The organism is Aeromonas sp. PI_26 (genome assembly GCF_027854445.1).
Taxonomy (GTDB): Bacteria; Pseudomonadota; Gammaproteobacteria; order Enterobacterales; family Aeromonadaceae; genus Aeromonas; species Aeromonas veronii.
The window spans coordinates 20,213-39,899 of the sequence record NZ_JAJNOE010000028.1; the positions used below are offsets into that span (position 1 = coordinate 20,213).

The 19,687-nt window shown below is 60.8% G+C and carries 16 protein-coding genes; 9 read left to right on the forward strand and 7 right to left on the reverse strand.

The genetic code is table 11. The annotated features are described in order from the left end of the window. Nucleotides 1-54 precede the first annotated feature (54 nt). Complete coding sequence (locus LRL22_RS20015) at nucleotides 55-1,494, forward strand: RimK family protein (RefSeq protein WP_139430428.1); 1,440 nt, start codon at nucleotides 55-57, stop codon at nucleotides 1,492-1,494. A gap of 83 nt (nucleotides 1,495-1,577) precedes the next feature. Here the strand turns inward: LRL22_RS20015 and LRL22_RS20020 are convergent, their stop codons facing one another. Beyond that, on the reverse strand, nucleotides 1,578-3,206 hold the full coding sequence (locus LRL22_RS20020) for an alpha-amylase family protein (protein WP_270906213.1): 1,629 nt from the start codon (nucleotides 3,204-3,206) through the stop codon (nucleotides 1,578-1,580). 109 nt (nucleotides 3,207-3,315) lie between these two features. Continuing rightward, nucleotides 3,316-5,283, reverse strand: a complete 1,968-nt coding sequence (locus LRL22_RS20025; protein WP_270906214.1) for a TonB-dependent copper receptor — start codon at nucleotides 5,281-5,283, stop codon at nucleotides 3,316-3,318. Here LRL22_RS20025 and LRL22_RS20030 point away from each other — a divergent pair. Then, nucleotides 5,272-5,532: a hypothetical protein gene (locus tag LRL22_RS20030; RefSeq protein ID WP_139714664.1), complete on the forward strand. Its 261-nt coding sequence runs from the start codon at nucleotides 5,272-5,274 to the stop codon at nucleotides 5,530-5,532. The genes LRL22_RS20025 and LRL22_RS20030 overlap by 12 nt on opposite strands. Here the strand turns inward: LRL22_RS20030 and LRL22_RS20035 are convergent. Continuing rightward, nucleotides 5,529-5,786, reverse strand: coding sequence for a DUF2442 domain-containing protein (locus LRL22_RS20035; RefSeq protein ID WP_005335997.1), 258 nt, complete (start codon nucleotides 5,784-5,786; stop codon nucleotides 5,529-5,531). The genes LRL22_RS20030 and LRL22_RS20035 overlap by 4 nt on opposite strands. Nucleotides 5,787-6,044: 258 nt before the next feature. On the opposite strand from LRL22_RS20035, the gene LRL22_RS20040 reads away from it, so the two are divergent. Beyond that, nucleotides 6,045-8,009, forward strand: coding sequence for an LTA synthase family protein (locus tag LRL22_RS20040; protein WP_270906215.1), 1,965 nt, complete (start codon nucleotides 6,045-6,047; stop codon nucleotides 8,007-8,009). Nucleotides 8,010-8,100: 91 nt separating this feature from the next. Here LRL22_RS20040 and LRL22_RS20045 read toward each other — a convergent pair whose 3' ends face one another. Beyond that, complete coding sequence (locus tag LRL22_RS20045) at nucleotides 8,101-8,571, reverse strand: Lrp/AsnC family transcriptional regulator (protein ID WP_005336001.1); 471 nt, start codon at nucleotides 8,569-8,571, stop codon at nucleotides 8,101-8,103. A gap of 143 nt (nucleotides 8,572-8,714) precedes the next feature. On the opposite strand from LRL22_RS20045, the gene LRL22_RS20050 reads away from it, so the two are divergent. After that, nucleotides 8,715-9,233: a cyclin-dependent kinase inhibitor 3 family protein gene (locus tag LRL22_RS20050; RefSeq protein ID WP_040067125.1), complete on the forward strand. Its 519-nt coding sequence runs from the start codon at nucleotides 8,715-8,717 to the stop codon at nucleotides 9,231-9,233. Here the strand turns inward: LRL22_RS20050 and metA are convergent, their stop codons facing one another. Further along, nucleotides 9,234-10,181: a homoserine O-acetyltransferase MetA gene (metA, locus tag LRL22_RS20055; protein ID WP_100644962.1), complete on the reverse strand. Its 948-nt coding sequence runs from the start codon at nucleotides 10,179-10,181 to the stop codon at nucleotides 9,234-9,236. Nucleotides 10,182-10,325: 144 nt separating this feature from the next. On the opposite strand from metA, the gene LRL22_RS20060 reads away from it, so the two are divergent. The 4 genes from LRL22_RS20060 (at nucleotide 10,326) to yidA (ending at nucleotide 15,606) form a co-directional block, all read left to right on the forward strand. After that, entirely contained in the window at nucleotides 10,326-11,564 is a 1,239-nt protein-coding gene (locus LRL22_RS20060) for an HD-GYP domain-containing protein (protein WP_005336014.1), read from the forward strand. Nucleotides 11,565-11,617: 53 nt separating this feature from the next. Then, nucleotides 11,618-12,766 carry a competence/damage-inducible protein A gene (locus LRL22_RS20065; protein ID WP_270906216.1) on the forward strand — a complete coding sequence of 383 codons (1,149 nt, stop codon included), beginning with the start codon at nucleotides 11,618-11,620 and terminating at the stop codon, nucleotides 12,764-12,766. A gap of 248 nt (nucleotides 12,767-13,014) precedes the next feature. Then, a complete protein-coding gene (locus LRL22_RS20070) occupies nucleotides 13,015-14,682 on the forward strand; it encodes a DUF342 domain-containing protein (protein WP_021231653.1) in 1,668 nt (555 codons plus the stop codon). Between the two features lie 114 nt (nucleotides 14,683-14,796). Then, nucleotides 14,797-15,606 (forward strand): sugar-phosphatase, encoded by an 810-nt coding sequence (gene yidA, locus LRL22_RS20075; RefSeq protein ID WP_270906218.1) that lies wholly within the window; start codon nucleotides 14,797-14,799, stop codon nucleotides 15,604-15,606. 111 nt (nucleotides 15,607-15,717) lie between these two features. Here yidA and LRL22_RS20080 read toward each other — a convergent pair whose 3' ends face one another. Further along, complete coding sequence (locus tag LRL22_RS20080) at nucleotides 15,718-18,801, reverse strand: transglycosylase domain-containing protein (protein ID WP_270906219.1); 3,084 nt, start codon at nucleotides 18,799-18,801, stop codon at nucleotides 15,718-15,720. 208 nt (nucleotides 18,802-19,009) lie between these two features. Next, nucleotides 19,010-19,327, reverse strand: coding sequence for a PTS system regulator TmaR (gene tmaR / locus LRL22_RS20085; protein WP_005336024.1), 318 nt, complete (start codon nucleotides 19,325-19,327; stop codon nucleotides 19,010-19,012). 149 nt (nucleotides 19,328-19,476) lie between these two features. On the opposite strand from tmaR, the gene LRL22_RS20090 reads away from it, so the two are divergent. Beyond that, nucleotides 19,477-19,687: hypothetical protein (locus LRL22_RS20090; protein WP_270906220.1), on the forward strand; the 211-nt coding region annotated here is incomplete at its 3' end.

The following is a 19,687-nucleotide window of genomic DNA, read 5'->3' on the forward strand; positions in this document are numbered from 1 at the left end:
AAGCCCACTGGGGGTCCTGCCTGTTCAGGCAGTCTGATCTGTGGAGCCGAAAATATGAGTACCTATGTCATCGTCGAAGAGCTGGGCGACTGGCCTTGCCATGCCGATTATCTGCTGACCGCCCGCACCTATCTGCAACATGGCGTGCCGACCACCGGCGGTCGACCTCGCATCATCAACCTCTGTCGCAATCTGGAGCACCTGAGCGCAGGCTACTACTGCTCGCTGCTGGCCCAGGCCCGCGGCCACCACTGCCTGCCGGGTCTGCAGGCCATCAGCCGACTGCAACCCCAGCAGCCACCGGCCAAGCTGTGGCGCAAGGCGCAGGGGTGGCTGGCCCAGCAGAGCGAGGATCGGATCCGGGTGCGCGCCATCTTCGGCCAGTGTGAACAGAGCGAGCTGGCGGGGCTGGCCCGATACTACTATGGCCTGAGCCAGCTGCCGCTGCAGGAGCTGACCCTCAAGCGCGGTCGCCACGGCTGGTCGGTGCGCCAGCAGCAGAGCCTGTCACCGCTGGAGCTGAGCCCAAGCGAGAAAGAGTTGATGCTGCACCACGCCCAGGCGCTGGTGGGGACCGGTGATGAGGAGCAGGCGGCGCCGCTCTACCAGCTCGCCATTCTGGTCGACCCCGATGATGGCCGTGCCAGCAGTGATGGGCTGGCGCTGGGGCGCTTTATCCGGGCTGCCGCCGCCCAAGGCATCCGGGCCGAGATCCTGCCACCGTCGGCCATCGAGCGGCTGCCGGAGTTCGACACCCTCTGGCTGCGTGCAGAAACCGCAGTCGGCCACTACACCTTCGAATTTGCCCACCGTGCCGAGCAGCTCAAGATGCCGGTGATCGATAGCTCCCGCGCCATCTTGGCCTGCAGCAACAAGCTCTACCTCTACGAGCTGATGGTGCGCAGCGGCGTGCCCATGCCGCCCACCATGGTGGTCACCCGCCGCGGCCGCCACCATGTGGATGAGCTGGTACAGCGGCTCGGCCTGCCGCTGATGGTGAAGGTGCCCGACGGGGCACAGGGACGCGATCTGGCCATGGCCAGCGACGAGCAACAGCTGGCCCGCCTGCTGGACGAGGGGCTGGGCCGCTCCGCCCTGCTGCTGGTGCAGAGCCGGATCCCCGCCGAGTTCGACTGGCGCATCGGCTTTCTCGACGGCTCGCCGCTGTTCGCCTGCCGCCGCTACCGGCCCGAACCCGGCAACCGCATTCGCCGCCGCAAGCACCCCCTCGACATGAGCCGCATCGAGGCGCTGCCGCTTAACGAGGTGCCGGAGCGGGTACTGCAGACCGCCCGCCGCGCAGTGCATCAACTCGGTAATGGCCTCTACGGGCTCGACTTGCGCCAGCAGGGGCGCGACTGCGTGCTGCTGGAGATCGTCGACAACCCCTGGATCCGCGGCGATATCGAAGACAAGGAGGCGCAGGATCTCTACGAGCGACTGGCCCGCGCCTTCCGCCAGCGGCTGGAAAACCGGGGCCAGACCACCGCATAACCGGTCCTGACCTTGTCGCCCCCAATGACAGAGAGGGCCCCGCGAAGGGGCCCTCTCTCATATCAAAGCGTGCTGTGGCAGACTTATTGCAGACGCAGGAAACGCCCGCTCAAGGGCGGTATCTCCACCGTTACGCTGCTGCCGCCAATGGCCAGACTCTCGCCGCTTTGCAGATCCACCAGCGCACTGCCGCTGCGCAGTTTGCCCGCCGGCAGGTTGTAGCTGAGCGCCGTGGTGGAGAGGTTGAGCAGGTAGACTATCTGCTCCCCCGCCGTCTGCTTGATGTCGCCATAGAGACTGCCCTCGGCCACCAGTTTGACTCGCTCTCCCTGATAGAGCGCGGGGTGGGCGGCACGCATCGCCAGCAGCTGGGCCAGCCACTCTTTCAGCTCGGCCTGTTCGCTACTTGGCACAAAACCGGTGACAGCGGGCACCTTGCCATCGCTGCGGGCCACATGATCGTCGCACAAGCCCTGCGCTGCGCAGTCACCACCCACCTTGGCGGCAAAGCCCGGCACCTCGTCGCCAAACTCCTCGCCATAGTAGAAGGTGATGGGGCCGGAGCGGGCCGCCATAAAGCTGAAGGCCGCCTTGTGGCGCTGCCAGTACTCGGTCGACTTGAAATTGCCACGCTCCAGCAGATCACCAAAACGCACCAGATCGTGGTTGCCCAGCATCAAGTTCGGCATGGCGTGATTCGGGTAGTTCTCCACCTTGTTCCAGCTGGCGTCGAGCACGCTGGCCCCCTGCCCGCCCTTGCCGGACTCCTCCACCGCCAGTGCCTGCACGATGCCGTAACGCAACGGGAAGTCGAACGCCGAGGAGAGCGCCGGATTGTCGCTGCTGCCGTAAGCCTGGGCGCGAATATCGTCAGCCCCCTTCCACACCTCGCCCACCATGTAGCCGAGGGTGCCCCACTGCTGACCGGCGGCCTTGCGCGCTGCGCTGGCCTGCTCCACCTCGCTGCGAATGGCGCGCCAATCATCCAGCCCAAGCTGATAGGCCTGATCGAGGCGCCAACCGTCGATGCCGTACTGCTCGACCCAATAGCGGGCCACCTCCTTGAAGTAGGCGAGGCTCTCCGGCTTGCTGTAATCCACCAGCTGGCCGGGATAACCCGCACCGCCGCTGGTGAGGGCTGGCAGACGCCCCTCTGGCGAGGGCTTGCTCACCCCCACCTTGTTGACGTGGCCAAACACCCCGTCGAGGAAGACATAGAGGCCGCGCTGGTGCGCCCCATCCACCAGCTGTTTGAGCTTGGCATTGCTGCCAAAGTTGGGATCCACGGTGAAAAAGTCGCAGGCGAAGTAGCCGGTGGCATCGAGCCTGTTATCACCGCCTTGCCCCGCGCAGGAGTCGAACACCGGGGTGAGCCAGATAGCGTTGACGTTGAGACTCTTGATGTGGTCGAGACTGTCGATGATCCCCTGCAGATCGCCGTTGTGCTGTGAGGGGCCATAGCCGACGCCGTAGTTGGCACTGCCGTCACCATCGGCAAACGACTCCACCATTACCTGATAGATGCGCAGGTTGCAGGCGGGTTGATCGTCGCCATAGCAGGCACGACTGGCCGTGGCGACCGGAGGGTGGGTGACCGGCGGATTGACGACGGGGGGAGAACTATCCCCACCTGAACTACCGCTGCCGCCGCAAGCCGCAAGTAACAGGGCGGCCCCGAGCAGGCCGCCATAGCGTAACGTTCCCTGTTTCATTGTTATGTTCCCGCTGTGAGAGCAGGCGTCTGATACGCCTGTTTTTCACCATGATAGCGATGCTCACACAGCGGTGTCTGTGACTGAAAACGTTATCTGACTCAACTGGTTAGAGCACCCCTGCCGAGGCAAAGCGGTAGTTGACCGAGATCCAGTAGGCACGACCCGGCTCGGGGATGCGGCCGCTCTGCTCGTAGCCCAACCCCGCCTGACTGGCGTGCACCGACTTGGAGAGGTGCTCGTAGTAGAAGGTGTCGAACAGGTTGTCCACCCCGGCCGAGAGCTGCCACCCTTTGGCAAACTGCCAGGCGCCGCTCAGGTTCATGGTGAAGAAGCCCGGAGTCTCACCCTGATCCTGACCCGCAATGGTACCGGACCAGAGATCTACCCGCTCCTGCGCCGCCACCGCGCGCCCCAGCAGGGTAAAGCTCAGCGCCTCGTCCGGCTGCCAGCCCAACGCCAGCTTGCCATCAAGCGGCGGCATCTGGGCCAGCGGCTTGTTGTCGCTCTGGTTTTCGCCATAGACCACCGCCAAACCACCATCGAGACGCCACTGCTCGGCAAACTGCCAGCGCCCCTCCAGCTCGCCGCCCCGAGTCTGGGCATCGATATTGCGCACCTGGTTCGACTTGCTGTTGTAGAGCAGGTAGTCCTTGATATCAGCGCTAAAGAGGGAGAGGGTCAGGTCCAGCTCGCGGCTGCGCAAAGCCAGCCCCGCATCCCACTGGCGACTGCGCTCTGGGTTGAGGGTGAACGGAGTGCTGTCCTTGCTGCGCTCCCAGTAATCCGGAGCCCGCTCTGCCTGCCCCCAGGCCAGATAGCTGGACCAGCGTGGCGACCACTGATATTCGTAGCGGCCAAACCCGCTGTTAAGACTCAGGGTATCGCTGTAGAGGGTCTGTTCACCGGCGCCATAGCGGGTGGTCTCTACCCTATCCTGACGGTAACCGCCCTTGTAGCTGTGAGCCCCCTGCTGACGACCCAGTTCGGCGAAGCCGCCCTGCTGCTCGAAACGCAGGGTGCGCTGGCGATCCTTGGTGGCATAGTCGACCCCACTCCGACTGCGATGCTGATCCCGGTTGCTATCTAGCCCGGCGGTCAGCAGCCAGTCGGCAGGCAGGGCGATATCGTTGGCCCAGCGCCCGCCGGTATTGCGGCGATCCGGGTTGGAGAGCATCTTCATGCCGCTGTTTTGCCGCAGGCTGAAGTTGTCCATGATGTGGTCGATGTAGTTGTCCCACAGGGTCAGCTCGCTGCGCTGCCAGTGAGTGGTGATCTGCTCCTGCTTGAGCTTCAGCCCGAAGGATTCGCGATCAAACATGGGGCCATCCATGGTGCGGTCCGCATAGGCGGCGCGGGCGTTGCTGCGCTCGGCGGTCAGTTCCAGCCAGGTGTGCTCCCCCGGCGTCCAGCCCAGCTGGGCGGTGCCGTTCTCGCGGCGATAGAAGGATCGCACCTTGTTACCGTGACCATCGCGGTAATCGTCGCTGTCGGAGTGGGTGAACTGACCGCGCAGATAACCGTCGGTCGAGCCCGCCGTCATATCCACCATCTGATCATCACGGCCAAAGCTGCCATAGAGGGCCGAGGCATCGGCCTTGAGGCCCGGTGCGGTGAACTCGGGTCTGTCCCGCTCGAACAGCACGGTTCCCGCCAGGGTGGCCCCCTGCTCCAGGGATTGCGGCCCCTTCAGTACCCGGATCCGGTCAAAGGATTGGGGGAACACATAGGCCGTGGGCGGGTCCATCCGGCCACCACAGCCACCGGCCAGCATGCCGCCATCCATCTGCACGTTGAGGCGGGACATCCCCATCCCCCGCAGCACAGGGTCGCCACCGAGCCCCCCTTTGCGCACCATGCTCATGCCGGTGACATTCTTCAGATAACCGGCACCGTCGGCAGCGGGCATGGGGGAACCGGGCTTCTTGGGATCCAGTATCACTTCAAGTGTGCTGGCGGGGCGGGTTGCCACCACCACCATGGGATCCAGCTGTTGCACCGATTCCTGACCGGTAGCGCCGTGACAGGCGAGCCCACCCACCAGCAGGGCAAGGGGTGTGCGCATATGACAAGCCATACATTTTCCTTATGTATTTGTTTGTTTTGTTATTTTCATTCAACCAACCAAACCTTTCAGCAAGGGAAAGGTTTGCCATCTGGCCGCAAAAAAGGCCTGCGGCGCGAAAGCGGCAAGCCTCTGTCAGATGAAGCGAAGGCAAGTTGGCAAAATGTTGCGCAGGTTTTACCCAAGTTGGCTCAGAAAGGCAAACGGGCAAACATTCCAGTAACAGGAATCTGGCGTTGGCTCACAAAAAATGGGGATTAGCTGAAGGCCTCCCGCTCATCGATGGGAGAGATGAGGTGATAGACCTCATGGGCGGATAGCGTGCAGCCAACAGGCCACTCCAGCTGGTGGTGACGGTTGATGAAGACCCGGGCGCAGTGACGCTCGCTCTCCAGCTTTGCAAACAGCGGCTGGGTTCGCCAGGGGGTCAGATCCAGCACACCCGTGGTGCCATCCGATAACACCAGAAACAGGCGCCATCCCCGCACATACTCGACATCGATAAAGACCGGCATCCCTTCGGCTCCGATTGAGATAATTCGCGGCAATTATAAACACCCATCCCCCATCCATACGCGCTGTGGCTCACATTTTATCCAGCAGGTTATGCTGTGCTCATTAAGCGCGCGACATCACATTTTTAGATGATAAATGTGTTAATTCCGGCTTTTAACAAAATTGAATGCAACCTTAACCAGTTCGATCTGTCATAACCTCACAACAAGTAAAAAACGTCTGTGGACAGGCGCTTACAGTCTCATTCAGGAACAAAAATGACAGATCTAAAACAGCGACTCGGCCCGTTCTGGCCCTTCGCCATCTTCTGCGCGCTCGCGCTTTTCTCTCTCTCTTTCAGCCGAATCGCCCTCGGTCTCTGGCAACTGGAACGGGTGGATGCCGTGGCCGGTTGGCAGGAGATGCTGCTGCAAGGGATCCGGGTCGACTTTGCGACCCTCTGCTGGGTCTGGGGTGTCCCCGCCATGCTCACTCTGCTGCTGGCAGGCCCCCATGCCATCGGTCGCGGCTGGCTGCAACTGATGCGAGTGTGGCTGACCGTCGGACTCTGGCTGATGCTGTTCCTCGAGATCTCCACCCCCTCGTTTGTCACCGAGTATGGCGTGCGCCCCAACCGCCTCTATGTGGAGTACCTCATCTATCCGAAAGAGGTGTTCGCCATGCTGTGGGCGGGGCGCAAAGCCGAGCTGCTGCTGGCGTTAATCTTCAGTGGCGCCGTGCTGACCGGCGGTTGGTGGCTGAGCGGCCGTCTGGTACGTGGTCTCAGCTTCCCCCGCTGGTATCTGCGTCCGGCCTTAGCCCTGCTCATTCTGGCCATAGGTTTTCTCGGTGCCCGCTCCAGTCTCGGCCACCGCGCCCTGAACCCGGCCATGGTCGCCTTTGCCGAAGATCCGCTGGTCAACTCGCTCACCGTCAACTCCGCCTACTCCCTCTTCTTTGCCATCAAACAGATGGGCGCCGAGGAGGATGCCAGCCAGTTTTACGGCGAGATGACGGAGCAGAAGGTGCTCGAGGTCATGCGCAAGGAGAGTGGCCGTCCGGCCAGTGATTTCAACTCCGATCTGCTGCCCAGCCAGACCTTCAACGAGGCGAGCTTCCAGGGTAAACCGAAGAATCTGGTGATCCTGCTGCAGGAGAGCCTGGGCGCCCAGTTTGTCGGCTCCCTCGGCGGCCTGCCGCTCACCCCCAACATCGATGCCCTGTCGCAGCAGGGTTGGGCCTTCGAGCAGCTCTACGCCACCGGCACCCGCTCGGTGCGCGGTATCGAGGCGGTACTGACCGGCTTCACACCAACCCCGGCACAGTCGGTGGTCAAACTTGGCAAGAGCCAGACCAACTTCTTCACCATCGCGGATCTGCTCAAACAACGGGGTTACGACACCAGCTTTATTTATGGCGGCGAGAGTCACTTCGACAACATGCGCAGCTTCTTCCTCGGCAATGGCTTCACCACCATCGTCGAGCAGAAGGATTTCGACAATACGGTGTTCAAGGGCTCCTGGGGAGCTTCCGACGAGGATCTGATGGCCAAGGCCGACGAGACCTTCAAAGCGCTGCACAAGGAGGGTAAACCCTTCTTCAGTCTGGTGTTCAGCTCCAGCAACCACGATCCGTTCGAATTCCCGGACAACCGCATCGAACTCTTCGAGCAGCCCAAGCAGACCCGCAACAACGCGGCCAAGTATGCGGATTACGCCATCGGCGAGTTCTTCAAGAAGGCTAAACAATCCGAATACTGGAAGGATACCCTGTTTCTGGTCATCGCCGACCACGATAGCCGGGTCGGTGGCGCCAGTCTGGTGCCCATTCCCCGCTTCCATATTCCGGGGGTTATCGTGGGCGACGGTATTGCGCCGAGAAAGGATCCGCGCATCGTCAGCCAGATCGACATGGCGCCGACCCTGCTCTCCCTGATGGGGATCAGTGCCGACTACCCCATGCTCGGCAAGGATCTGACGCGCATGCCCGCCGACTGGTCGGGGCGCGCCATCATGCAGTACGACAAGAACTTCGCCCTGATGCGCGGCAAGGATGTGGTGATCCTGCAACCGGAGCGGGCGGCAGAAGGCTATGTCTACGATGGTGCCAGCGAGAAGCTGACCCCGGCAGCGCAGCCGGACGCCTTGAAGGAGGATGCGCTTGGTCTGGCCCTGTGGGGCAGCATGGCCTATCAGAAGAGTCTCTATCAGACGGCCAAGGATGAACGCACCGCCGCCAATTGAGCCAACTGTGCTGATTCAGCCGATAGCAGAATGGAAAAAACCGCCAGCTGGCGGTTTTTTCCATCTATCCATACCGTCGGCCCACTGGCCGTTATGGCTGGGGAAAGCAGGGCAGGGAGCGGCTGAACTTGTGCTCGAACACCAGCGAGGTTTCAAGGTGCACCACCTCCTCGCGGGAGGTGAAGTGATCGAAGACGAAGTTGCGCAGGTGCTCGGTGTCGGAAACACAGAGGTGCACCAGAAAATCATCCTTGCCCCCCATGTGGAACAGACTGATCACTTCGGGCAGCGCCAGAATGGCATCGCGGAAGGCATCGATGATCTGACGGCTGTGGCGGGCCAACTGCAGGGAGACCATGGCCTGAATGTGGCCACCGAGAGCCTGATAATCCACTTCGCAGTGCGCCCCCTTGAGCACGCCATCCTGCTGCAACTTGCGCACCCGCTCCAGACAGGTGGAGGGGGCAACGCCCACCAGCGCGGCCAGATCCTTGTTGGTCATGCCCGCATCCCGAAACAGATGGGCCAGGATATCCAAATCCAGTTGATCCAGGTTTCTCATCTTAACTCCTTGAACCGCTCAATTTTTTAGACTCTGCCCGTAAACCGGGGCAAACACAACGGCCATTGACATCCCCCCTGCCCCGCCTATCCTTGGCGCCATTCACCGGTCGCAGCCCTGCGGCCACCACGCGAGGATCCGCCATGCACCCGTATCACCCCTTCTGGAGCCTTGAGGTTCCCCGTGTCGACGGTCAGCTGCTGCTGACCCCCTGCCCCGGCACCCAGCAGGTGCCGCTGACCCTGGCGCTCGATCAACTGCGGTTGGCCGGTGCCCACGGAGTGGTGACCCTGATGACAAGCGCCGAGTTAATCCGACTCGAACTGGCGCAGCTCGGCCAGCAGGTAGAACACGAAGGGATGCGCTGGTTCCATCTGCCCATCGAGGATGACCTGGCCCCCGACACCGACTTCGAGGCGGCCTGGCAACAGGCGCTGCCGCAGCTGCGCGAGCTGCTGGGGGATGGCAAACATCTGGTCATCCACTGCAAAGGGGGCAGCGGTCGTACCGGTCTGGTCGCCGCCGCGCTGCTGATGACCCTCGGCCAGCCACAGCAAGAGGCGATGGCCGCCATCAAGGCCCACAGACCCAAGGCGTTTACCCTGGCCTGCCACCGTCAGTGGCTCGACCAGCTGGCCGAGCGGCTGGCGCAGGGCGACTGACTACTTGCCTCCCTGGTCGTAGGTAAAGACCTTGCCGATATCTTCCACCCGATAGCTGGTGAGCTGATAAACGTAGTAGTTGAGCCAGTTGGCAAACAGCAGATGACCGTGGCTGCGCCAGCTGGCGCGCGGCGTCCGGCTCGGATCGTTATTCGGGTAGTAGTTGACCGGAATGGCCGGGTCGAGCCCTGCAGCCAGATCCCGCTGATACTCCCCGTCCAGCGTCAGGGCATCGTACTCCGGGTGCCCGGTGACAAACACCTGACGACAATCCTTGGTCGCCGCCAGATAGACCCCCGCCTCTTCTGACTCGGCAAAAATCTGCAAGTCGGTATGGGCACGGATCAGATCGCCATCAAACGCCGCGTAACGGGAGTGCGGGGCGACGAACTCGTCATCGAAACCACGCAGCAGCGGCTCGTGCTCATCGAGGCGATGGTGGCGGTAAACCCCGGAGAGCTTCTCGCCGTGGGTCTGTTTCTCCATGCCATACAAAGCTTTCAGCGCCGCCTGCACCGCCCAGCAGAGGAACAGGGTGGAGGTAACATGCTGATGGGACCACTCGATGATCTCGACGATGCGCGGCCAGTAGACCACCTCCTCGAACTCCACCAGCCCGAGCGGCGCCCCTGTGATGATCATGCCGTCGTAGTTATTGCCACGCACCTGCTCGAAGTCGTGATAGAAGTTCTCCAGATGGGCCTGCGGCGTGTTCTTTGACTCCCTGTCATCGATGCGCAGCAGATCCACATCCACCTGCAGCGGCGAGTTGGAGAGCATCCGCATCAGCTGGATCTCGGTCTCAATCTTCTTTGGCATCAGGTTGAGGATGAGCACCCGCAGCGGGCGGATGTTCTGGGTGACGGCCCGGGATTCCGTCATCACGAAGATGTTCTCCTGCCCCAGCACTTCGGCGGCGGGTAACTGATCCGGGATCTTGATCGGCATGCTTACTCCCTGTACTGCATCAGTAAATATGTCTGGACATCCAGAAGCCTATAATAAAGCTCCTGCCCTGTCATCAGATACCTTTTGTATTCACCCCCGCCTTTGACTAGCATACGGCTCAGTGTGTCTCCTGCTTCCAAGATAATGACCGGTATCAAGATTTCCGTAGATCGACTGCAAGTCGGCAACTATGTATCCCTGCCACTGGGGTGGCGCGAACACCCGTTCCTGTTTTCCAGCTTCAAGATCAAAAGTGAAGAAGAGATCGAGCTGATCCGCCGTCTCGGCCTGAAACTGGTCACCATCATTCCCGACAAGAGCGACGTTCCGCCCAAGCCTCTCAATCAGGTACAGCCTCAGCAACAAGAGAGCGCAGACGCCGCCCAGCGCCAGGCCCAGATGCAGCAGGAGAAGGATCGCCGCATCGAGCAGTTGCAACTCTATCGCCGCAATCTGCAGCAGTGCGAGAAACAGTTCCAGCAGTCGCTGGCGCAGGTGCGCAGCGTGATGAGCAAGATCCAGTCCCGCCCCCTCAATGCCATCGGCGAGGCGCAGGAGCTGGTCAACGCCATGACAGAACAGCTGCTCTCGGTGGACGAGATGGTGCTCCATCTGGTCTCCGACAGCGAGGATGGCAACAACCTCTACTTCCACTCCCTCAATGTGAGCGTGCTCAGCATGCTGCTGGCCAAGGAGTGCTGCATGACGGCCGACGAGATCCGTCAGGTCGGTATGGGGGCGCTGTTCCACGATATCGGCAAGCTGAAGATCCCGAGCCAGATCCTGCGCAAGACCGAGCCGCTCACCAAGCCGGAGCAAAACCTGATGGCCCAGCACCCGCGCTACGGGCTGGATCTGCTCAATCTGGCCAAGGATTTCCCGGCCGAGGCGAAGGGGATCGTGCTCCATCACCATGAATATCTCGATGGCAGCGGGCCGGAAGGGCTCAAAGGTGGCCAGCTCGATCCACTGACCCAGATGGTGTCGCTGATCAACGAGTACGATAACCTCTGCCACATGCAGGCCAAGGTGCCCTACTCGGCCCTGAGCGGCCTCTACAAGCAGCGCAAGGCGCAGTTCAATCCGGAGTACCTCAGCATGCTGATCCGGTTGATGGGGATCTACCCCCCCGGCAGCGTGGTGCAACTCTCCAACGGTCAGGTGGGGCTGGTGATGTCGGTCAACGCTTCCCGCCTGCTCTACCCCTCGGTGCTGGTCTACGATCCGCGCATTCCCCGTCAGGAAGCCGCCATCATCGACCTGCAGCAGGCCGAACTGTCGATCGCCAAGGTGATCCACCCCAAACGGCTGCCGCCCGCCGTGTTCGAGTACCTCAATCCGCGTACCCGGATCAGCTACTACTTCGAGCACAACAAAGCCTGATTGTGTTGGCCCAAGGCCAACCGTTGCCACCCGTTTAATCCAAGGAGCCTGCCATGCGTATCGAGATCATCAGTACCGGAGACGAGATAGTGACGGGTCTGGTGGTGGATACCAACGCGGCCTGGCTCAGCGCTCTGCTGCTGGAGCAGGGCTGGCAGGTGCGCCGTCGCCTGACGGTAGGGGACAACCTCGCCGACCTGAAAACGGTGCTGCAAGAGAGTGCCCGCCGCGCCGAGGTGGTGTTGGTGTGTGGCGGGCTCGGGCCCACCGCCGACGACCTCACCGCTCAGGCGGCAGCCGAGGCCTTTGACCAACCGCTCACCCTCTTCCCCGACTGGCTCGCTACCATCGAAGCGCGCTACGCCAGCCGTGGCCGCCCCATGGCACAAAGCAATGCCAAACAGGCCTGGCTGCCACAGGGGTGCGAGATCCTCGACAACCCGGTCGGCACCGCCTGCGGCTTTGTGGTGCGAAGTGGCCAGAGTCAGCTCTTCTTCACCCCGGGAGTGCCGTTCGAGTTCAAACAGATGGTGCGTGAGCAAATTCTGCCGCGCCTCAAACAGCTGGCCGGGGCGCAGATCGATACCGAGCTGCGTCGCTTTTACACCTTCGGCATCTCGGAGTCGGCGCTCAGCGATATGCTGGATGCCGAACCCTGGCCAGCCGGCATCGAGCTGGGTTACCGCTCCTCCATGCCCCTTATCGAGCTGAAACTGATCGGCCACGGCGCCAGTGCCGCTGATATGGAGAGTGCCGAGCGCCGACTGCTGGATACGATCCGCCCCTGGCTGGTTGGCAGCGGAGATACGGAACCGGCGCAGCAGATCCTTGCGCTGCTGCAAGACAAACCGCTGACTCTGCTGGAGGGGGAGAGTGGAGGTGCGCTGCTGGCGCTTTGTCACGGCCATCCCCAGCTGGAAGCACGCTTCAGCACGCAACTGGCCGATGAGCTGGCGCAACTGCCGACCGCCGATGCGGGCCTGCTACTGACCATAGGGCGCGAGGGCACTGAGGGTGTACCACTGCTGCTCTGTGCCGATGGCATGCACATCGGTCAGACGGTCAAGGTCCGCCACCCCGACCCGGAGAGCCGCCGCAAGATCCTCGCCTTTGCCGCCCTCGACATGCTGCGCCGCCATATGCTGGGTGAGCCGGTGCTCGGCGATTACCTCACCCTGGCCAGAACAGCCCAGCGCAGCTGATAACCCCCCCCTGCCAGCGACCCTATGTTGCTGGCGCTGCGATCCGCCTTTTCACTCAGTTTCCAAACAGCGCCCACATTTATCTGGCCGCCATCACCGATTTGACTTCAATTCATTGACCATTCAGAGGAAATATCTGAATACTGCCCACTCTCAGGGTTGGCGACTCGCTTTATTAATCATTGAGAGATTAAATGACAGTAAAGGAGCGAGCCGATCGCTCCGTTCTCATCCAGCAAGGAGATGCGGTGTTAAGCAAAGAGTGGTTGCTGCTATCAAGCGATATGGAACTGGTCTGCCTGCGGATTGCCGCCGGTCTCACCAAACCTGTCACGGAACAGGATGTGCAGGCTCTGCTGCTCGCTTCCAACTGTCGCCGCTATCAGCCGCTGCCCGAGGGGATCAAACAGGCCATCAGCCTGCTTAATACCCTGCTCACCAACCCTGCCGCCCCCGTCCCCGCCAACCCCATCCCTGTCGGCAAGCGTCAGGATGCCCGACTAGCCGTAATCGTGGAGAAGGATCGAATGAGCGCCATCGCCCAGATCACTGCCGACTGGGGGGGCAAGTATGTGACGCTGGAACAGCTGAAAGAGGCGATCGCCATCAGCGAAATCAAACAGGGGGTGAGTGAGCAACTGCTCACCGCCGCCATCCAGTCAGCCAAAGAGGCCGCCCCCGGCAGTCAGCTCAAGCTGGTGATTGCCAACGGCCAGCCTGCCGTCAATGGTCAGGACACTCGCTATGAGCGGCTGGTGGAGACCCCGGCCGAACGGATCCTCAAACCGCAGGAGCTGGGGCATGGCAAGGTCGACCTGCGGGATCTCGGCTCCATCGTCACCGTCAAGGCCGGTGCTCCGCTGATGCGCCGTCATCCGGCCACCGTCGGGGTGCCCGGTTTTACCGTGACCGGTCAGGATCTGCCCGCCAAAGATGGCAAAGACAGTCCGATGAGCGCTGGCGAGGGCACCTTTATCTCCCCCGACGATCCCGACCTGCTGATTGCCGGTCGGGCTGGCCTGCCCTGTCAGGAGAAAGCAGGCATGAAGGTGGACGAGGTGCTCAGCGTCAAACAGGTGGATGCCCGCCACGGCCACATTGATTTTGAAGGGGGCTTAATCGTCAGCGGCGACGTCAACCCGGGCATGAAGATCCGTGTCAGCGGCGACATCGTCATCGGCGGTTTTATCGAAGGAGGCTGGATCGAGGCGGGGGGCAGCATCACGGTACGCCACGGCATCATTGGCCGCCGCAACGAGCAGGGGGAGTACCTTTGCCAACTCAATGCGCAGGGGGAGATCCACGCCAGCTACGCCCAGTATGCCCAGCTGGAAGCGGGGGGCGATATCCAGATCCAGAGCCAGCTCAGCCACTGTTACTCCCGCAGCGGACAAGATATCAAGGTAGGCGATAGCAACATGCGCAAAGGCACTCTGCTGGGGGGTACCAGCATTGCCAATCGCCTGATCATGGCTCCCAGCCTGGGGGCAGAGGCCGCCAACCATACCCGACTGCAGATCCTTGGCGGCTACTTCACCCACAAGGAGCAGGAACACCAGCTCAAGCTGCGCCAGCAGGCGTGTCAGGCCCAGCTGGAGAAAATCAAGGAGCTGGTCATGAAGTTGCTGCAACTGCCCGGCGACAAGCGCAATCCGGATACCCTGCGCAAGCTCAAACCGATCCGGGACCATCAGCTGGCCGAACTGGCACAGCTCGATGAGCAGCTCACCGCCAACCAGGAGGAGCTGCGAAACTTGATGGCTCAGATGGAGGTCATTGCCACCCAACACCTCTACTCCGGCATCGAGGTCGAGATGGCCAGCTTCAAACGCAAGGTTACCATCACCCGAGGCCCTACCCGCCTGACCATCCATGATGAAACCCTGGAGATGACCCCTTACGAGGGACACAAATAGTTCAACCGGCACGGCCCCATCGCTGAACCGGTCGTGATCCCGCCGCCGATTTTCGCTACACTCGCCACTTCCTTGGCCCCACCGGGCGGGCCACCCAGACTCAGGTAGTGAGAGATGTACAAGCTGATCGCATTGGATATGGATGGCACCCTGCTCAACCCGCAGGGCCAGATTACTCCCCGCACCCACGCCGCCATCAGCGCCGCGCGCGCCAAAGGGGTCACCGTAGTGCTGGCCTCCGGCCGCCCGCTGGAAGGAATGAGCCGCTATCTGGCAGAGCTCGGCCTCACCACAGAGCATGACTACGTCATCTGCTACAACGGCGCCCTGGTGCAGCAGGTGGCCGATCAGCGCATCATCCGCAGCCAGCTGCTGACCGGCAGTGACGCCAGCGCCGTCGCCAAACTGGCTGACGAGCTGGAGGTGAACGTCCATGGTTTCTCAGTCACCCAAGGCCTCATCAGTCCCCGTGTCAGCACCTACACCGAGCACGAATCCCGCCTGATCGGCATGCCGATCAATCTGATCGACTTCGCCACCCTGCCTGCCGACGAGCAGATCATGAAGGTGATGATGATCGACGAGCCGCCCCAGCTCTCCCGCGCCATCGAGCGACTGCCTGCAGAGCTCTATGAGCGCTATACCGTGGTACAAAGCGCCCCCTTCTTCCTCGAGTTCATGAACAAGCAGAGCAACAAGGGAACCGGCGTGGCCGCACTGGCCGAGCACCTGGGCCTGACCGCCGATCAGGTTATCTGCGTCGGGGATGCGGGCAACGATCGCCACATGATCGAATACGCAGGCCTCGGTGTGGCGATGGGCAATGCCACCGACGAGATCAAGGCGCTCGCCCAGCACACCACTGCCCGCAACGATGAAGATGGTGTGGCTCAGGTGATCGAGCAGTTCGTACTGAACGCCTGATCGCAATCGAGCGTCGCTGCGTCCGATAAGGAAATAAAAACGGGGAGGCTGTCAGCCTCCCCGTTTTTTCTCTGGTTAGTTATCTGCGTGATGAGCGGTAATTCGCTCGCATCACTGGTTCGCCAGACACTGGGTATGGGAACCCGGTTGCAGGTAAGGCGTCAGCAGGGGAGCCATCCCCTTGAGCACCTGCACCGGCAGCGCAGAGGTGAAACGGAACTTGTCAGACTGGCTACCCGGTACATAGGCGGTCAGGGTACCGAAGTGATCCTCACCCAGATAGAAAACGAAGGTCGCGGTGCGGTTGCGCGCCAGCGAGCTGGTCACGTTGCCATAACGACCCACGGTTTCAATCCGGTTATCCCCGGTTCCGGTCTTGCCCCCCATCTGCAGCACAGTGCCATCCGGCAGGGTAAAGGCACCGGCGATACGTCTTGCCGTGCCCCCTTCAACCACCTTGGAGAGCGCACTGCGCAGGGCTGCCGCCACCTCTACCGGCATCACCCGGGTTCCCTCGGTGTGCTGCGGCTCAAACTCAGTCTCGAAGGGAGTCCCCTTGGCGAACGAGAGATGCTCGATACGCAAGGTTGGCGAGCGGACACCGCCATTCTGGATAATCCCCATCAGCTCGGCCAGTGCAGCCGGACGATCGCCGGAGCTACCCAACGCGGTCGCCAGCGAAGGCACCAGATGGTCGAACGGATAACCGAGCTTGGCCCAGCGCTGATGGATATCGAGGAAGGCTTCAACCTCCAGCATGGTGCGGATCCGGCTGTCACGGGCACTGCGATGGCGAGTCTTGAACAGCCAGCTGTAGACCTCCTGCCGCTCGTCACGACTGGCCGCCACCGCGTCGGCAAAGGTCGCCTTGTCGAACTCCTTGAGATAGGCCAGCAACCACAGCTCCAGCGGGTGAACCCGGGCGATGTAGCCCTGATCCGGCAGTGAATACTTGCCCGGGCCATAGCTCACATAGAGCTGATTGACCCGTTTGGCGCTCAGCTTCTCTCTCGGCAACCGCTCCGCCAGGAAGGCAGCAAAAGCCGCTTCGCTGGCTTCCGGCATCAGGTAGCGGTGAACCGCCGCCAGACGTACCGCACTCGGCTTGAGACCGTCGAGGAAGGTATCGAGTTGCTCCTCGGGAGTCTTGCCGCGATATTTGCGCCAGAAGCGCAGCAGATAGGTCTGCCCCTCTTTGTCGGCAAATTTGGCCAGATACTCCTGACGACGGGGATCCTTGTCATCCTTCAGCAACTGGGCACGGTTGCCCTCCTTGTAGAGGCTGTAGCGCACGATATCGCGCATCAACCGCACAAAGGGCAAGTTAATCGACTCACGCAGAGAGTCACGCAACGTCGGAATACGATTGTTATCCTCGCGGCGGAAGTTGTTGAAGGTGTGCATGCCGCCACCGGTAAAGAACCCTTCGTTGGGGCTGGCGGAGTATTTGCGATCCAGCGCAGCTTCCAGCATTACAGGCAGACTCTTGTCCTGAGCCGTCATCAGATAGGAGATGGCCCAGCGACTGAGGTTGTCCTGAGAGACGGCAGCCAGCTTGCGCAGATTCTCGACCGGCATCCCGGCATAGTTATCGTGCAGCTCGGCTACGATCTCCAGATAGGTAGTCAGCACCCGCAACTTGGCGGTTGAGCCCAACTCCAGCTTGGAACCTTCGTTGATATCGAACGGCTGATCGGTGTTGTCGGTCTGTACCCGCACCTTGAACCCTTCCGGCGATTTCTCGAACAGGGTGAAGCTGTAGCGCACATCGCCGGTCTTCTCTGGCGAGAGCAGGCGCTCACCGAACAGCCCTACCTGGGCGGCAAACGTCGGATCGGCCAGCTGTTGCAGATAACGGGAGATTTCGTTCTGCAGCGGCATGTTGAGGCTGGTATCGGCGGTCAGATCCATCCGGTCGAGGTCATAGAGCTGCACCCCGAGCTGACGGCTCAGGCGAGTACGGGCAACCTGCAACCCCTTGTTATTGTTCACCCGGGTGATAGCTGGGGACTGCAGGAAGTCACGGAACGAGATCTTGGCCTTGAGCGCCGCCTCCATCAGAGGTGGCGTGATCATCCCCTCCTGCACAAACAGGCGCAGGTAGCTGTCGGTCAGGGTAGCCAATGCCTCTCGCCCCTGAGCCAGATAGTAAGAGGGACGGCGGTGCGCAATCATCAAAGAGACAACCTGACGCAGGGCAAGCCCCTGTTCAGCCAGCGGTGCATTCTGGTTGCGGGCGGGATCCAGCAGACGGTTCACATCATCGACGTTGGCACCAAACCAGACCCAGAGACCATCTCCCAGACCATGAACTTCACCATATCCCGGCGCAGCCGAGAGCGGTACCGAGTTGAGGTAGGCCCAGGCGACCAGTTTGCGCGCTTCGAGGGTTTCCGGCCCGAGACGATAGGCCCGCACGCTGGCAGAGGCCATCTGACGGATCTTCTCGGTCGGCGACAGGGTCAGCCCGTCCGGCGAGTGGCGATACTTCTCCACTTGGGTCGCCAAGGTACTGCCACCGGCAGATTGATCCTGCATATCGAGCGCCTTGCCCACCTGAGAGAGCGCGGCCTTGGCAAAACGGGGCCAGTCGACCGCCGGGTTGGCCAACGGCTCTTCGTTGCTCAGCAAGTCGCGGTTCTCGATAAACAGCAGCGACTGGATGACGAGCGGCGGAATTGAGTCAAAATCCGGATAGTGATGGGTCGGATACTTGAATTGATAGAAAGGTTCTGCGCGGCAATCGTGCAACGTCAGGCCAGCCTGCACCTTCTCGGTATAGGGCACGAAGAAGCCACGACTGGCGTAGTCATAGAGCGCGTCGGAGAAATGCACCTGCTTGCTGACTTCATAGCCCCGCTGAAGCAAACGCTCCTGCATCATCGGCAGTTGCACATAGCCGAGCCGCTTGTCGAACGGGCCATCCTCAGGGAAAGCGATCTGCTTGCTCTGGCCTGGCTCGACCTGATAGGTGAGCTTGGCGGCATAGCGGGAGATCTCCTGAGATTGCAGCTTCGAGGTTTTCATCTCATAGCCAACCAGAGCGATCACCGCCCCCAGGCACAATAAAAAGAGAAAACAGAACAGCCAACGCCACCAGGGACGACGCTTACGCTTTGGGTTCCCGTCCGAGGTCTGGACAGATGAATCTTGAGATGCCACTTGTGTCAAATCCGTCTGTTCTGATGCGCCCATATTAGCCCCACCATGGTTGCGCAATTTATTGTGTTTCACTCAAGCTTAGTCTTTTCAAGTCAATGGCTTGAAACTATTGACCGCTTTGTGGTGATGGTAACAGGGCAATTCTAAAAAGGGGAGCCGATTGTTGCAGGAGTGGCAGAGATCCGAGCTGATAACAAAACACCGGCCAGTGGCCGGTGTCTCTTAAGCGAAAGCTGAACGCTTATTTGTGAGAGCTCATGCCCTTCAGTTTGGTGCTCAGCTCTTTACGCTCTTTGGAGAGCTCGGCGTTCTTGATGATGTGATCATCCACGCGCTCTTCATAGTCGGCACGCATGTTGGCAATGATCGCCTGCACATCATCAATGCTCATGCCCGGCTTGATGTAGTCGCTCAGGTTGTCGAGCAGCAGTACGCGCTTCTGGTTGTCACGGATCTTCTTCTCGTTATCCGCAATTTCACGCTTGAGTTTGTTCTGGCGACGGGACATACGCACATATTCCAGTACATCGCTGAAGGTGGACTTGTTTACTTGTTCCATATCGATACCACTGACTTAAGGTTGATAAAAACTGGCCAAGTTACACCTGGAACCCGGCAAACTCGGCGCGGGACAGGCAAACTCAAGATGCCCTTACTCTACCGAGTTATAAGCGAGATACAACCCTAATCGCGCGCCATGAACAGAGTTTGGCCAAAAGTAAACCAGTTAAAATGGCCAGTAATCCATCGGATAAGGGCTTGATATGGATACGAAATGGAGGAGATGACAGGGTTTTAGTTCTCTTCCTGCAGGTAAAAACCAAGTATTGTCTATTCAACACTCTAAAAGCACCAAAGCCCAGTCGTCAGACTGGGCTTTGTGTTGGTTCTGGTGTGCAAATCTGTGGCTCTTATGAGC